The organism is Candidatus Nitrososphaera evergladensis SR1, from assembly GCF_000730285.1.
Classification (GTDB): Archaea; Thermoproteota; Nitrososphaeria; order Nitrososphaerales; family Nitrososphaeraceae; genus Nitrososphaera; species Nitrososphaera evergladensis.
This window is the reverse complement of sequence record NZ_CP007174.1, coordinates 283,577-299,927: the sequence shown is the minus strand read 5'-3', so window position 1 is coordinate 299,927 and position 16,351 is coordinate 283,577. Positions and strand designations below refer to the sequence as shown.

At 44.3% G+C, this 16,351-nt stretch carries 12 protein-coding genes; 9 read left to right on the top strand and 3 right to left on the bottom strand.

Going from position 1 to position 16,351, the window contains the following annotated elements; genetic code table 11:
- The first annotated feature begins 105 nt into the window (after positions 1-105).
- The 9 genes from NTE_RS01475 (at position 106) to NTE_RS01425 (ending at position 12,134) form a co-directional block, all read left to right on the top strand.
- Positions 106-834, top strand: a complete 729-nt coding sequence (locus NTE_RS01475; RefSeq protein WP_148699414.1) for an Lrp/AsnC family transcriptional regulator — start codon at positions 106-108, stop codon at positions 832-834.
- Positions 835-843: 9 nt separating this feature from the next.
- Positions 844-1,242: a response regulator gene (locus tag NTE_RS01470; RefSeq protein WP_148699413.1), complete on the top strand. Its 399-nt coding sequence runs from the start codon at positions 844-846 to the stop codon at positions 1,240-1,242.
- Positions 1,243-1,688: 446 nt separating this feature from the next.
- Positions 1,689-3,350, top strand: coding sequence for a thermosome subunit beta (thsB, locus tag NTE_RS01460; protein ID WP_148699411.1), 1,662 nt, complete (start codon positions 1,689-1,691; stop codon positions 3,348-3,350).
- 53 nt (positions 3,351-3,403) lie between these two features.
- Entirely contained in the window at positions 3,404-4,087 is a 684-nt protein-coding gene (locus NTE_RS01455; RefSeq protein ID WP_226987109.1) for an ArsR/SmtB family transcription factor, read from the top strand.
- A 175-nt stretch (positions 4,088-4,262) separates the two neighbouring features.
- Positions 4,263-4,799 (top strand): archaeal heat shock protein Hsp20, encoded by a 537-nt coding sequence (gene hsp20, locus NTE_RS01450; protein ID WP_148699410.1) that lies wholly within the window; start codon positions 4,263-4,265, stop codon positions 4,797-4,799.
- Positions 4,800-4,885: 86 nt separating this feature from the next.
- Positions 4,886-7,066 (top strand): CDC48 family AAA ATPase, encoded by a 2,181-nt coding sequence (locus NTE_RS01445; protein ID WP_148701977.1) that lies wholly within the window; start codon positions 4,886-4,888, stop codon positions 7,064-7,066.
- A gap of 298 nt (positions 7,067-7,364) precedes the next feature.
- Positions 7,365-8,327: a S16 family serine protease gene (locus NTE_RS01435; protein ID WP_148699409.1), complete on the top strand. Its 963-nt coding sequence runs from the start codon at positions 7,365-7,367 to the stop codon at positions 8,325-8,327.
- Positions 8,328-9,147: 820 nt separating this feature from the next.
- Entirely contained in the window at positions 9,148-9,486 is a 339-nt protein-coding gene (locus NTE_RS01430) for a cupin domain-containing protein (RefSeq protein WP_226987107.1), read from the top strand.
- 2,465 nt (positions 9,487-11,951) lie between these two features.
- Positions 11,952-12,134, top strand: coding sequence for a hypothetical protein (locus tag NTE_RS01425; RefSeq protein WP_148699407.1), 183 nt, complete (start codon positions 11,952-11,954; stop codon positions 12,132-12,134).
- A gap of 464 nt (positions 12,135-12,598) precedes the next feature.
- Here the strand turns inward: NTE_RS01425 and NTE_RS01420 are convergent, their stop codons facing one another.
- The 3 genes from NTE_RS01420 to NTE_RS01410 form a co-directional block, all read right to left on the bottom strand.
- Complete coding sequence (locus tag NTE_RS01420) at positions 12,599-13,345, bottom strand: hypothetical protein (RefSeq protein ID WP_148699406.1); 747 nt, start codon at positions 13,343-13,345, stop codon at positions 12,599-12,601.
- A gap of 248 nt (positions 13,346-13,593) precedes the next feature.
- Positions 13,594-14,547 carry an IS481 family transposase gene (locus tag NTE_RS01415; RefSeq protein ID WP_148699405.1) on the bottom strand — a complete coding sequence of 318 codons (954 nt, stop codon included), beginning with the start codon at positions 14,545-14,547 and terminating at the stop codon, positions 13,594-13,596.
- Positions 14,548-15,681: 1,134 nt separating this feature from the next.
- Complete coding sequence (locus tag NTE_RS01410) at positions 15,682-16,059, bottom strand: hypothetical protein (protein WP_148699404.1); 378 nt, start codon at positions 16,057-16,059, stop codon at positions 15,682-15,684.
- Positions 16,060-16,351 lie beyond the last annotated feature (292 nt).

The following is a 16,351-nucleotide window of genomic DNA, read 5'->3' as shown; positions in this document are numbered from 1 at the left end:
TTGTTCCGATTCTTTCCCTATTCTACTTTTTTTAGCTTCTCTATTCTAATGATGCAGTTAATGATTTAAAGATAGATTTAAATCCTGCCGATATAAGGTAGGGCTATGCCTAGCGACGGACAGAAAGCTTCAATCGTTGAAGCAACTATATATGCACCACCATCATCATCATCATCCAATAAAAATAACAACAATAATACCTCGAGACTAGCCCTAGAGCAAGAATTGGCAAAAATAGATGTGAATCCGGAATTTTTCAAAACGCTCACAGTAGACCAACTCGCCGATTTGCTATTTGGCCTTAACAGAGCAATAAATGCAAATGCCGGTTCAGCAGCAGGCAGAAGAATTACGAAAAAATTAGCCGGGAGCACCCTATCTTCAATTGACAAAAAAATATTGAAGGCATTGCTTGAATTAAGGGGAAACCCTTCTTCTCTTCAGCTATCCAGAGAGCTTGACATTCCATTAAGTACGGTTCAGAGAAGACGCAAAAGGTTAGAAGACGAGTTTGTAAATGAATTCTACTCCCTTCAATATGAAAAGTTTGGCAAGAGACAGGTTACGTTCATTGTTTCGCTTGGAGCTGTAGATAAGAATGCGATTGCAAATGAAATCCTTGGTCTTGAAAAAGTGATTGCCGTTGCACGTACATTTGGAGATGGTGCAGACCTGAAAGTTGAAGCTATACTAGAAAGTAATCAGGAATTTATGGAGACGTCTGAGAAGATAAAGGCTATCCCGGGTATTCAAAAAGTATGCTGGTTTGAATCACTTGAGCTCTTGGGGAGGAAAAAAGAATTAGACCTCTCGATAGTGGAAGGAGCAGTGTAATGATATAGCTTGAGAATTCTTGTTGCTGAAGACGAGTCCAATATCCTCTTGATGTACAAAATATTTCTTGAAGGCGAAGGACATGATGTTATCACTTCTCGGGATGGAATAGAATGTGTTGAACAGTATGAACTTTGGAATCAAAAGAATCTGCCTTTTGATGTCGTCATGATGGATTATCGAATGCCAAAGATGGACGGTCGCGACGCTGCCAAAAGAATTCTTGCAATTCATCCTGGCCAGACAATAGTAATGATAACTGCATATAGCAAGGAATTGGAGGGTTTGTTTTCTGGCATAGAGGAGATCCAAGTCCTGCAGAAACCCTTTGAACTTGATAGTCTTTTGGAGCTATTAAAATCGGTTTACGAAAGAAAGAGAAGCCAACCCACATCGTCGCTAACATGAATGTGGCGCCGACCGGCCGCCTTAAAAAAATGTTGTGAAAGGTTTTAGCACGGAAGGAATATGGCAATTTTTGCAGCATTGTAAATTTTTTAAAATCATGTCTTTCGTCAAAATGACGAAATGGGCATAATTAAAGAAGTTTGGAGATGCGTTTACTGCAACAAGGATGTGGGCGGAAGCCAAGGACAGCTGAAAAACCACATAAGGACAGCTCACCGAGATCTCCTTGTCCAAAAGCAATAGGAATCGGCAGTAACCTGGATTTTTTTTACCACCAGGATATAGACTATGAATATGATGATGCTCCTTCCATCTCTCTCCTTCTCTACAAATTTACCAAATCTAGACGTTAATGATTAGGCGGCGACCGCAAGCAAAGATCACAAAATAAAACTTAAATATCCAATTACACACATATTGTTACTAACATAGGTGAAACAAAATCTATGTCAGCAACAACTCAAGTTCCCATAGTCGTTTTGAAAGAAGGTACTTCAGAAACAAAAGGCAACCAAGCACAGAGAAACAATATCACTGCAGCAAAGACAGTCGCGGAAATAGTACGCACAAGCCTGGGACCACGCGGAATGGACAAGATGCTGGTGGACACTCTTGGTGATGTTACTATCACCAACGACGGTGCAACTATTTTAAAAGAAATCGACATCCAGCATCCTGCTGCAAAGATGATGGTGGAGATAAGCAAGGCCACTGACAATGAGGTGGGCGACGGCACAACCTCTACCGTAGTCTTGGCAGGTTCTTTGCTAGAGAAAGCGGAAGAGCTGATCACAAAGAATGTGCATCCCACGGTGGTTGTCGAAGGCTTCAAGAAGGCATCACAAAAGGCCATCGAGACATTGCGCGAAATCGCCACCAAGGTAGACCCAAATGACAAGGCTTTTCTGAACAAGATAGCACGCACTTCGATGGCTTCTAAGATGGTATCGGCTGACTCGGAAGAGCTCTCCGACATGGTAGTTGATGCAGTGCTTGCCGTCGCCGAAAGGTCAGGCGAACAACACAAGGTGGACATCGACAATATTAAGGTAGAAAAGAAAGCAGGTGGAAGCGTCCGGGACACGAAGTTCATCCATGGAATTGTGCTGGACAAGGAGGTCGTTCATGCAGGGATGCCCAAGCGCATTGAAAATGCCAAGATAGCTGTCGTCAATTCGGCTCTAGAAATTGAAAAGACCGAATTTGACGCCAAGATAAACATCAATTCACCAGATCAGATGCAGAGGTTCATCGACGAAGAGAATCGCATGCTCAAGGCGATGGTAGACAAGGTGGTAGCGGCTGGTGCAAATATCCTACTGTGCCAAAAAGGAATAGACGACATTGCGCAGCACTATCTTGCGAAGGCCGGAATTCTTGCCGTGCGGAGGATAAAGGAAAGCGACATGTACAAGCTTTCAAGAGCTACAGGCGCGCGAATCGTAAACAACCTCGATGAGCTTGCTGCAGGAGACTTGGGATTTGCCAAGGTAGTTGAGGAGCGCAAGGTGGAGACGGACAAGTGGGTCTTTGTCGAGGGATGCAAGAACCCCAAGTCTGTAAGCATACTTGTCCGCGGTGGTTCACAGAGGGTAGTGGACGAAGCAGAAAGGTCGGTACATGACGCAATAATGGCTGTCAAAGATGTGGTCGAGTACCCGTACGTGCTGGTTGGAGGCGGAGCCCCTGAAGCGCTGGCCTCACTGAAGCTAAGAGATTGGGCGGCTACGTTATCTGGAAGAGCACAACTAGCGGCAGAGAAATTTGCAGATGGCATAGAGACCATACCCATCGTCTTGGCGGAAAATGCAGGTATGGATCCGCTCGATACCCAGGTGCAGCTTCGGTCAAAGAGCAGTACTGGAAAGGCGCGCTATGGAATTGATGTAACGAATGGAAAGGTGGCTGACCTGGCAGCTAAGGATATCTACGAGCCCCTAGCAGTCAAAGAACAAGTCATCAATGCGGCAACAGAGGCTGCATGCATGATACTGCGCATAGACGATGTGATAGCCGCCTCGTCAAAGTCAAAAGACATGCCAAAGCCTGGAGGTCCCGGAGGCGGTATGGGTGGTGGCATGGGCGGAATGGGCGACATGGACATGTAGCAAAAAATGTCCAATAGCCCTTCCTTTTTATTTTGGCACGGTGACCTGGTTTAGTGGAGCATGCACAAATGGACTCTGACATTATTTTAGACATCTTGGGAAATGAAACTAGGCGAAAGATACTGGCCACTCTGTCTCAAGAGCCGATGTACTTCAACCAACTGGCAAAGGAGTTAGACATTGGCCAGCAGGCGGTGCTCCGGCATTTACAGGCGCTTGAAGAGAGTGGCCTAGTTGAAACTTATACAGAAAAAAGCAAGCTTGGTGCTCCGGATAGAAAATACTACCGTCTCAATAATTCGTTCATTTTGACTATCTCGCTATCTGAAGATGACTTCACGGTAACAAAGCAAGAGATTGTAGAGTCACGGCATAAGGAGTCGAAGAAATATTACAAGGTGCTTGATTTAATGCCTGAAGATGCTGGAGAAGCACTAGCTTCGCTACAAGAAAGCCTATCTGACATAGAAGCAGAAATGTCTGCTTTAGAATCGCGCCTCAGTGACCTACGTGCGCTAAAGCAGCTTATCCTAAGTAAACTCCATAAAATTGGAATAAACAGCTTTGAAGAAGATGAGAGGAAGATCCTCTACAAGATAGTGACAGAATCGCCAAGCTCTATTGCAGAGCTGTCAGAGATGATGGACGAAAAAGAATCTAGACTGAAAACCACCATAAGTGCAATGAGAAACAAGATGAACAAGGACAATGCAAAGACCTTGCTCGACCTACAATAGCAGCAAAAGATAGACTAACTCTTTACGCTGATAAGGGAAGACAATGGCAGCAGCGAATTCCAGCGCCACCTTCAATGCAGTCAGTTTGCTTCCGCCTCTATGTGTTACTCACATGATGTGAGTAATGAATAAATATCTCTTACACATTCTATAACGCAGGTGAACTTACAGACATATGTGGAGAGATCGAGACTTTAGTTTTGGAAGACGGCTGTTTGAAGACATTGACAGAGAGTTCGCAGAAGCAGAGGAAATGCTGAACAGAATGTTCAGGACAGTCAGAGATCTGAGACCTGAAGAAATAGCCACGAACTTCCCATATTATTATGGCTATCAGGTGACTGTGGGTCCTGACGGCAGGCCACATGTGAGGGAATTCGGCAACATCAAGCCCAGCACAAAAGGCTTGGTGGCACCTAGTGAAACGAGAGAGCCACTTGTAGACACGGCGCTTGATGAAAAAGAGAACGTCCTGACCATCACAGCAGAGATGCCTGGTGTAACAAAGCAGGACATCAAGGTTAGCGTGTCTGAAGAGCAAGTCAGCATACACGCAGAAAAAGACAACAAAAAGTACCACACCGAAATTCCTGTCAACATGGCACTGGACGACAAGTCTGCAAAGGCGACATATGCAAACGGCATACTGGAGTTGAAGATAAAGCTGAAAGAGGCTCCGAAACCAAAGGCAACAGACGTGAAAGTGGAGTGAAAACGGGTCAAAACCTCCCTTAATTTGTTGTACTGAAAAAAGAGGTGAAAATCGGATTGGCAAAAAATAGTGATGGTAAGACTGGTGTGGATAGAATAACATTGAGAGTAGCCGAAACTAACGCAAAATTTGTCGGCAGAGGGATGGCACTAGTTGATCCGAAAGTCGTAGAAGAGCTGAATTTATCTGCAGGGGATGTATTGGAAGTCAGCGCCAAGGGCAAGAAAAGCTACGTGTTACTCTGGTCAAGTCAGAGAGACGACTATGACAAGAAGCTTATCCGGATAGATGGGTATACCCGCAATAACATTGGAGTTGGAATTGACGATACTGTAACTGTACAAAAAGTCAGCGTGAAAAAAGCACATCAAGTTATTCTTGCTCCAACAGAAGAGCTCAATATCGTCGGCCTTGAAGAGCACCTACCAGAACTGCTGGAAGGTCGTGTAGTTGGAAAAGGTGACATAATCCCGCTTAACATAATGGGTAGAAGAATCGGCTTTGCTGTCACAGGTACTTCCCCATCAGACGTGGCATCACTAATTGACAGCAATACTGAATTCGTAATCGGATCCGTGCCAAAATCCGCTGCCAAAGGAGTACCACGGGTATCGTACGAAGACATTGGCGGCCTTAAGAACGAAGTGCAAAAGGTCAGGGAGATGATAGAGCTACCTCTGAGACATCCTGAAATATTTGAGCGAATAGGGATTGAAGCCCCTAAAGGGGTACTACTCCATGGCCCTCCGGGGACAGGAAAAACGCTGCTTGCCAAGGCGGTGGCCAACGAGACCAACGCCAATTTTTACTCTATTGGCGGGCCGGAGATAATGAGCAAGTTCTACGGCGAAAGCGAGGAAAGGTTAAGGGAAGTATTCAAAGAGGCCGAAGAAAATGCGCCGTCAATCATATTCATTGACGAAATAGACTCGATTGCGCCAAAGAGAGAGGAGGTCAGTGGCGACGTTGAAAAAAGAGTCGTATCGCAACTCCTGACTTTGATGGATGGCATAAAGTCTAGGGGCAAGCTTGTAGTAATTGGCGCTACCAACAGACCAAATGCGATCGACCCTGCACTTAGACGCCCCGGCAGGTTCGACAGGGAGATAGAGATAGGAATACCGGATGAACAAGGTCGTCTGGACATACTCATGATTCACACCCGGGGGATGCCGTTGACGGAAGACGTTGACCTTGCATCGATTGCGAGAGTCACACACGGCTTTGTTGGTGCTGACTTGGAAGCATTAAGCAAAGAAGCCGCCATGCGCTCTCTTAGAAGAATACTGCCAGAGATTAATCTAGAGCAGCCAAACATTCCTGCTGAAATATTGAACAAGATCAAAGTCACAAAGCAGGACTTCGAAGGGGCGCTAAGAGATATTCAGCCCTCTGCAATGAGAGAGGTCTTGATACAAAAGCCAAACGTGAGGTGGGAGGACATTGGCGGACTGCAGCAAGTAAAGGATGAATTGGCAGAAGCAATAGAATGGCCCCTCAAACATGGCGACCTCTTTACTGAGGCCGATGTCCGGCCTCCAAAGGGCATCTTGCTTTATGGCCCGCCTGGAACGGGCAAGACGATGATGGCCAAAGCTGTTGCGACAACATCGGAGGCTAATTTCATAAGCATTAAGGGACCCGAATTGATAAGCAAGTGGGTTGGAGAATCCGAAAAAGGCGTCAGAGAAGTCTTTAGAAAGGCTCGGCAAGCAGCGCCATGTGTAGTATTCTTTGACGAGCTAGATTCTATTGCACCAAGAAGAGGAGGAGAGTCGGAAGGAGATGCTCGTGTGACAGAGCGGGTGATAAGCCAGATGCTGACAGAAATGGACGGCTTAGAAGACCTGAAGGGTGTCGTAGTTATCGGAGCAACCAACAGGCCGGACATTATTGACGAAGCACTGCTCAGGCCGGGTAGGTTTGACAGGATACTTGAGATTCCAATACCTGACAAGGAGGCGAGAAGACAGATATTCCAAGTTCATACCGAGAGAAAGCCTATCGATTCTGATGTTAACCTGGACAAACTAGTGGAAATGACAGACGGCATGACAGGGGCTGACATTGCCGCAATAGTAAATGCGGCAGCCATGTCTGCAATAAAAGAGCACGTTGTCAGCAGCAGCAACAAGAATGAGGGCAAAAAGGCGGGAAAACTAAAGATTTCGATGAAACACTTCGAGTCTGCATTAGACAAAATGAAGGTAGGAAGGTCAATAACCAAGACTGGCGCTCATAGAACTTTCCGGGGAGCAGGTAGTTAACATATAATATGAGCTGCAAAGGGTTGTGCATTAGATACAAGGCACCAAGACCTCCATCACATGCCGGCGGACGATATGGCATTGGTCAAAAGAGATGTCAGATCTGCAGTCTTTTTATCCTTTATGAAGGTCTGCGGTGCCCTTGCTGCCACTACAGACTAAGAGTCAAGCCCCACAACCCTAAATCTAAAAAGAGAATATTGCTGGCGAGATCGCGACCAAGAACAATCGGGGCAGGCCACAAGACCGGTACAGTAAAGACAATAATAATTGAAGAGAAGTAAAAAAAGGCAATCATATGACTGCAAAAATTACAATCCTGTTGGGGATTCTAATTATTGCATCTGCATTTGCCAATGTTTATTTGTATCAAAAGACTGCATCTCTTGAGAATACCGTTACTCAGCTCCAAAACACAAATAGAAAATTGACTGATAGTCTTGGAAATGCAAATAGCAACAATAATAACAACAACCAGAATTCAACAACAATAGGTTCTTCTTCTCCACCACCTCCAGCTACTGGAGTATTACCACCTACGTCCAATAGATCGCAGCAACAAAACAGCAAATTCTTACTGAACACGACGAGCCAGTCAATAACAGCTGTTGCTGTCAAGGCAGTTCCTGTGACAGATGGATTCTTTCAGACCGTTCAATATCAAGGAGTGGCTATAGACATAACCGTCGACATTCGGGATAATGGTAAGGGTCTTGTTCTAGTTAATACAGAGATACCAACAGGCGTGGACTTTCAGACATCGGCAAGAACTGCAGTAAAGGTAGCGCAATCAATGACAAAGGCCGATTTGAGCAACAAAGATGTCATCTTTTCTATCAAGTCAAAGGGAGGAAATAGCACTTCAACTGACCTTCAAGCAGTAGACGGTCCAAGCGCAGGGGCGGCGATGACTGCCCTGCTTGCTGCAGAACTTGGCGCCATTGGAAACAACAATGCAGAACTAAAGCAGGATGTTGTGATGACCGGAACGATAGAACCTGACGGAACAATAGGCCCTGTTGGCGGTGTGCCTGAAAAGGCAATAGCGGCTGGTCAATACGGTGCCAAAATCTTTCTAGTTCCTTCGGGGCAAGCAGTTTATAACGAGCAAACTTGCGAAAAGAAGCAAGAAGGAATTTTCATTTATCAGACCTGTCGTTCTCAGGAAAAGCCACTTTCAGATTACACGGAGAAAAACTATGGCATGAAAGTAATAGAGGTCAAGAATATCAAGGATGCATTAACATATTTCCAATCTTGACTTATTATACCAATCTGAGCTAAGCAATACTCAATTACCACTGTAAAATACCCCGCCGCCCCCACAATGCATACGGGGCAGAGTGACGATGGCGGGGACCCGTGAGCGACAACGGACATTGAACGGACGTGAAGTCTTTACCTAACGTACGAACGAACGGACGAAACCGCTCACGGGCACGCTGTGATGCTAAGAGAAAATATTTTAATTTTTCGAAGCTGGCAAGGATAATGAATTTGCATGTCCGTCGTAGCTTTCATCAACATACATGACATACGTCCTTACATCGAACTGTTGACGATTCAATCTGACTTGCAGAAAAAGATTTCAAGCTGAACGTGATTTTTATGACTTCCCTCCATATATTATGGAGCGCCTGAAACTAGACCTCCTAGCATCGTATTATCACGAGATTGATATAGCCTTTCTACCTTCTGGCAATGCCAATGCACGGCCTACATGCGCATAAGCAAACGACTCTTTCTGAATGATAGGGCGACAAAACTGCACGCCTTGCACCAAGCACTCGTTCCACAATTCTTAATAATTAGACAATTTTCCTAAGGTTAGGAAGATACCAAAGGCATTGTAGGATTGCCCCATGGCACTCTGTCATTGTGAGTTTTTAAATTTTTATTCAAAACTTATCAGAAGCAAAATGATTTTATAAATTCGATGGCTATCGGTTATTTTCCATATTTGCCACTATCGTTTTACGAGCAAATTCTAGAAGAAGAGCTAGGTAGTAACTTTCACAATCGATTTTAGAAACCATCGTCATTCTTTTAATTACAATATGGTGGAAATGCAAAGAAAGAGTATGTCAAGTCCGGACGAGACAAGAAAATTCGATAATGGAAAAATCGACCTAACAAATCTTGGAGAAGCGACAATCGGCAAAGCAACATTTGAGCCAGGTTGGAAGTGGTCTACGTCGGTGAAGCCCATCGTCAAGACGGATTCTTGCAAGCAATCCCACACGATGTATGTGATTTCTGGTAGAATGAAAGTTAGGATGGACGATGGAAGCGAACAGGAATTTTCCGCTGGCGATACAGGATTAGTTCCTCCAGGACATGATGCATGGGTAGTCGGAAACGAACCCTGTGTGGCAATTGATTTCACCGGTGCCAAGACATACGCTCAAGGTAAACCCTGATTCAGAATGGCTATTGCGGCGGTCATGTAGAGTTCAATCTTTTGGAAACTCGATGATGCGCTCCGGCAGCTGAAGAAATCTGATCGAACATTGTGGGAGGAGAGAGGGAGAGAGCAAAAACCTTCGTTGGCCCATGACGAGAATAATGCTCAGTTACTAGCTGTACACAATATAGCAAATCTACGTAATACTTAAAGTTCATTCTTGTGACAGCATAAAAAATGAACAGAAGTAACAACGACAGTAATTTGATGAATCGCTTCTGTTATTTAGCAGCCGCAACGACGACTGCCTTGGCGGGAATAATCCACCTGTACTTGGCTGCTAATTCCATATCGCATCACCGTTTTGGGAACAGCGTCATATACTCTTCTTGGTCGGTGGCATTGCCCAGATCTTTTGGATCCTCCCTATTCTAAGGAGATGGGGAAAGGTTTGGTATTCTATAGGCATCGCAGGCACGACAGTCTTTATTGCGATATGGACCATAACACGCATGCCCGGCAATCCAATCACGCATAGGGCAGGAGATCTGGATGCCATAGACATTGTCACAGAAGCGCTCCAGCTTGCCTTTATCGGATTCAGCTTGCTATCTTGGCTATAGAAAACAAGAGGATCAAAAGGGAGCTAAGCAGCAATTGAGTAGGTGTAATCACACGCAAAAAAAAAAACAGGAAGAAGAGGTTCTTTCCCGCTCTAAACCCAGCGCCCTGTTTTGCTCCAAATTACATTGCATACTCTATCTATTGCCCTGATGTGCTGATGGCGGAGCCCTGCAAGTGAATTAGTTTGTTATCCTGAAAAGATCAAGTAATTGATAAGTGCCCGCGCCCTTCCTCGCGTTCTTAGCTGCAATGTCAAGCGCTAACAAGGGCGCGGGTGACATGTCAAAGTGTTCTATAGTAAGAATCGAAAATGTATTAACCGTCATGCAGGCTCAACCTAGAGCCTGCCAGAGTATAGGAGCTTATCTTCCACTCATTCCTTAATTCTAGAAGAAATCCATAGTACTGTAGGGATAATATTTAGTAAGGATAAGGAAACTACCCGCGTCCTTAAACATCATGTCGATTCGAAGCACAACAGCAAGGAACGCGGGCAGGATGTACCCAAAGTTGGGTCGCGAGTCCTCTTTTTGGAAAAGACTATTAAAATTAATGCAAGAGTAATACTGTAGAGACATCCGCAAAAGACAGCTTCGACAGTAAGAATTCCTGCACCCCTCTAGAGAGCAGAGACGGAGAGCAACTGTTCGATGCGCACATATGTTTGTAGGTTGGGGGGGGGAAGGAGGGAGGCACAAGTGGATTTTGGGTGGTTATTGTTATGTACACACACGCGTATACGCGTGTGTGTATTTGTCTGCGTACGTGATTCTGCTTTTGAAATAATAATTATTAAAATTGATGCCGACTAGCCACAGGTCCACATTAATTGAATGCTATTAAAGTTTAAATTATCTCCGGCCTCTCTCATTTTCAAAGTTTGATGAAAAAGAGGTGAGGATACCCGCGCTACATTGCAATGCCAAGCCAAATAGAGTAGCGCGGGTATAGTGGTCCCAGGTAACGTCGTCATAACATTTAGAGGCAGCATCTCTTAATATTACCAATGCATCGGCGCTCCTGCCGATTGTTCTATTCGTTTGTTGTAAAATAATGAAGAATGGATATATACCCGCGCTCCCAGAGTGAGATGCCAGTCCAGACGTTGATCATGAGGAGCGCGGGTTTAATGAACGAGGCTAACTTGATAATGTTTTCAAACATTGCATTAATATTGACAACGCAAGGGCGCTCCCTCCGATTGTTCTATATCTTTCTTGTACGTGAATGAAAAAATCATACACACAAAAACCCGCGTCCTTGAATTAGACGAGTACAACACCATCATGTCAGACCCTGATAGGTGTACGTGCGTGTGCACGCGTGCTTGGGAGGGCGCGGGCATGTGTGTGCATATATCCTCGTCTATGTGCATGCAATTGTCTATGGATAATAATAGTAATTAAGTCTCCAAGGAAGCAAACCTCAGAAGGTTTTCCTGTTCATTTGAGCTCAAATACCTCTTGGTTATAACTTGATTGTAGTAGAGGATAAAGAAAAGAAGAATATATTCCCACGCCATCCACATTGTACACAGCTCCAGATAAGAGCATGGACCTTGTTAACCAAGCTCTTATACTCCGGCAATTAGCAGGACATACCCCAATGTCAACGCAAACCATACTACGGGACTCTGCTGTCCCATTGGTAGAAGAGAGGTATAACTATGCAAAGGTCAGCAGCCTCCATTATCCTACCATTGCTAAATCTAGTCACATACTGACTTCCAGATAAGGGATAAAGATGTGGAAAGTTCCTTTTTCAACAACTTTTTTAGAGGCCGGCACACTCGATGAGATCATAAAGCGTATGCGCATAGAAAGGCAAAGTTCGCTAACTCCAGGAGATCTCGAACTATTGAGGTTTATCCTAGCCAAGGAAATCGCGAATATTGAGGAAACCATCAAGAACAATCCTGACGATATTGAAGAGAATAAAGAGCGACAGATGTACGTCACTCGAATTGATGTCATACGTCAGAAAATAGTAACGCGGCTAGTGACCAGTTCGTGGTCATGGACCGGATCTCCTGTTGGATAGCACGCTCACACGTGCCCATCTCTCTGTCTAGAGCTATGTACATGCACCTTTGTTTATGAGAGAAGGACACGGATGCGATGTGTGCGTGTATGCATATGCTTGTAGTTACGTCATGTATCTGCAGAATCACACACACAGGATGACAAAAATTTCTGAGAAGCCAAATCCTAGAAGATGATACTTCCATTTGCTGAGCTGAGACCAACGAACGAAAAAACACTCGTGTCCTCCGCGAGACGAAATAGCACAACAGATTCTCAGAGGAAGAAAGGTACTGTCGTCGCTGTTACACAAAAATATCTAGATACAAATGTGCACGATACTGCGACACTCAATTTTTGTTATTCTTGGAAATGTTCAAGAAAAAGATAGAAAGAAAGAGAGGCTTTTTGCTGCAGCCTATCCTTTTACGTGTTGGGTATTTTTTGGACGGATTATGAAATCGCTATTTTGCTGTTGTTGGATCAGTTCACTGCGACGCTAACCAGCGGAAGGTTGAGTGCAACTTCTATGTTGTGTTCCTTGCCATTCTTGTTGTTGTCATCTTCATACTTTTTGTAGTCTTTGTGATCCTTGTCGTTGCCTTCCTCGTAATTGTTGTACTTGATGTAGTCTTTGTGATCATCATCATATGATTTGTGATCTTCATTGTTGCCGTCCTTACTGTACTCGTGATCTTTGCCATTATTATCGTCGTCGTTGCTGTTGTACTTGTTGTAGTCCTTGTGATCATCGTAGGATTTGTGATCTTCACTGTTGTCCCTGTAGTACTTGTGGCCTTCTTCGTCATCGTCATCACCATAGTACTTGTAGTCCTTGTCTCCATAGTATTTGTGGTCGTCTTCGCCGTAGTAGTTGTAGTCGTGGTCCTCGTCATCCGAGCAGTCTACATTGTCAACTACCCACTGGAAGTGCTTGACGATCCACTTTGATTTGTGGTCGTCTTCCCATTTGTAAAAGTGGTTGGCGATCCAGCGATAGATGTGGTTGTCGGAACATTCATCCTCGTGATCTTCTAGCCATTTGCGTACATCATCCTTGGTGTATTTTTTGTGGTGGTGATGATCATCTTCTTCCCCGTAGCTAGAGCTTGCAAACGCAGCAGTCGGCGACACTATGGTCGACGATGCAAGTGCAATGCTCAAAGCTAGCACGGAAAAGATGACGAATACCTTTTTGTTTCCTGCGATACTTGACATCTTGTTGTTCATGCGCTGACATGCTACGATGTTTTTAAAGCCTTGAGCAAGATCCGCCTATAACACCACCATGTTGTAAATTTAATATGGAATTACCCTAGAGTTTCTCTTTTCCATATTAGTAGTATCTAAAAATTTCTGTATCTTATGAAGGATAATATTCATCTGTAATAATAAGATAAAAGATAGCGACTGCCGCATAGCACAGGATATTACTGTTCTAGTTTCTCGCGTTCTACAATTAATAACTAGTTGTTGTACTACCGGACATGGTTGACAAATTGATGTACCGACATCACTGACACTTTTTGTCTTGCTTTTGCCTGCAACCCCGGTTGCTTTAACCGTTTTCTGAATTTCTCGGCCGGTGTCATGCCGCCTATGCCGCCATGTTCCCTTTCATTGTTGTAGAACCAGACAAATGCCTCATACTTTTTCTTGCCATCTTCTTTGCCCTTTAGCTCCTCTACTTCCAGAAATTCCGATATGACTATCTTGTTGTACGCCTCAACCTTCCCCTGCGCCTGTGGGTAACCTGGTGGAATTTGCTTGTCTTTGATGCTGTCGTTGTCCTGAAGGAATTTCTGGAATCCCCGGGATACAAACTGCTTTCCGCCGTCATGCATCACTTTCTTTGGCTTTCCATTCTCTGCAATCCACTTTTTGAGCACCATAAGCGACTCTTCTGTTGAACGCCTGTTTACCCATTCGCTCACCACCTTTCTTGAGCAGTCGTCTATGCAATGGGTCAGGTACTGCTTTTCTCTCGATCCTCTCAAGTAGAATGGCCCCTTGGTATCCATCTGGACCATGTCATTGGAGTGTTTCTTCTCAAACCGTTTGTACTTTCTCTTTAGCTTGACTGACAGTACATTCAGCTTGTGCTTCTTCAGGACGTGGTAAATGGTCTTTGCAGCTAATACCACACCGTACTTTTTCCTTAGTCTGAAGCCTATCCTCCTTGGACCAAACCGGTGATTCAGCCGCAGTTCGAGGATGAGCTTTTCCACATCAGCTGTCACCTTGACATATTTGATGTGGTGCGGCCTTCTCGACAGGTCCTTCAGCCCGTCCAGGCCGTACGTGTCATAGCGTTTCTTCCATTTGTACCATGTTTCTCTGGAAACTCCAAATTCTGCACAAACGTCTGATACTGTTTTGCCAGAATACTCCAGCATGGTTATCATTCTGAGTCGTGTTTCTATTCTATCCATTTGTTGCTACACTCCAAGACTGGAGTGTCAGCCATGTTGGGTAGCTAAAATGTCAACCATGTCCGGTAGTACAACAACTAGTCCACGAAGACTCGCCTCCAAGAAGAAAGAAAGATAGGCACACATACACATACATACACACCTACCTGCTCGTTAGGTCTGAAAGCTTGGGGTTAGAAAGTAAATGATAGGGTCTCTCCCTCTTTGTGTTATATGGATTAAAAACACACCCGCGCCCCTGCTATGACTGTCTGCAGATCAGGTACAAAGCGTACGCAAAAGGACGCGGGTGCCCTTGCTCTGATCTACCCCAGAGCGATATTGCTACAATGTGATGATAAATAATCTCTCAGTAGACAAAATTTAGAAGGTCGTTTGAGTTCGAACAACCATAATCGAAATTATTCCCCGCGTCCCTCTGTCCAGCGAGATAACCAGTAGTACAACAGGGGTGTTATTGAAGGGACGCAGGAATGGTATGACTCTGAAAGAACTATACTTTTGAAAATAATAAAAATAGTGGTGTCTAATTCCGGAATATATTATGATCTTGCTTCATGCTTTGGTCGAGATTAGGCATGCAAAGCATGTACACTGCAATAATTCTATGAAATTCCAGAATATTATTTCTATGTAATCTGACACTTTATCTACTTGCCAGCATATATTCAGGCAACAGTCGTTAACCCCAAAGACCGTTACAGGGCCAGGAAAACCTGACCAAGGTTCGCGTGGTGGTGAATCATTAGCCGGCTTTCTTGGCCTTGCACTTTTAATTCTGCTTGTATTGAATCAGAGATAGAGACGAATACCCGCGCCTTCCAATTAGACTTGTGGAACCATGTCAGACGTGGAGAGGTTTTTTGCCTGCACAGAGAGCGCGGGTGCGGATGTTCGGCAAATATGTGCATGTACACATGGTGGTTTGTTCACGCGTGCATGCGATGTTGGGTTTATAGAGACAGTAAATAACCTCTGAGTAGACAAGCCTTAGAAGGTGTTCCTCTTCGCTTCATCTTTAATCCTATCAGTTATCGCTTCATGTGTATACATGACAACTTCTTCTCTGAATGATTGAAGTAGCTAGTTTCAGGGCTTGTGCAAGAAACATACGCAATGTCTGTGATGCTAGACTCAAGTTTCCGACATCGATTTCCAACGAGTTATCAAAGTCTGAAGTTTCTCGATCTCTTCAAGGGTATTTGCTGATTTTGACATCATTACAACTAGGATGACTTCTTTTTCTGCACTGAACCATCCAAAGTGCACAATGTCGATAAGATCATATCGAGTCAAGTTGAAATGCACTTTTCCCACATATTCTTTCCTAGTACCAAGTAATGCGTTTATCAGGAATCTATGAAAAAGCAGGTCTTTTACTTTGTCATCAGGAGGCAAAGCCACATCATCCCTCCCTCGCCAGGCAGTCAATTCTCCGTCTTCCATGAAGAGAGCGGCAACTACATCTCGGTTTGCGTCCATTATTTCCTTCAATAGAATATCTACAGACAAGGAGAGTATTATCCTCCTACGCAATGTGCGACTCGATGTCCAATAAATCAGACAGAGTACCCCTCTTCATGCCAAACTCCATATAGTATGTAACTAGTTTGATATACTAAAAATATGTTTTTCACATAAAAAATCCAATATCCCCAAATAACATAACAATTGTTCACAAATATCAAAATTAAGGCACATGACAGATATCGCGATTTGGTTCATTAATGTCTCCGAAAAAATTTCGGCAGAAACCGAAGGTCTACATTTAACTTTAATACACATGCAATGAATTACCAGCTGG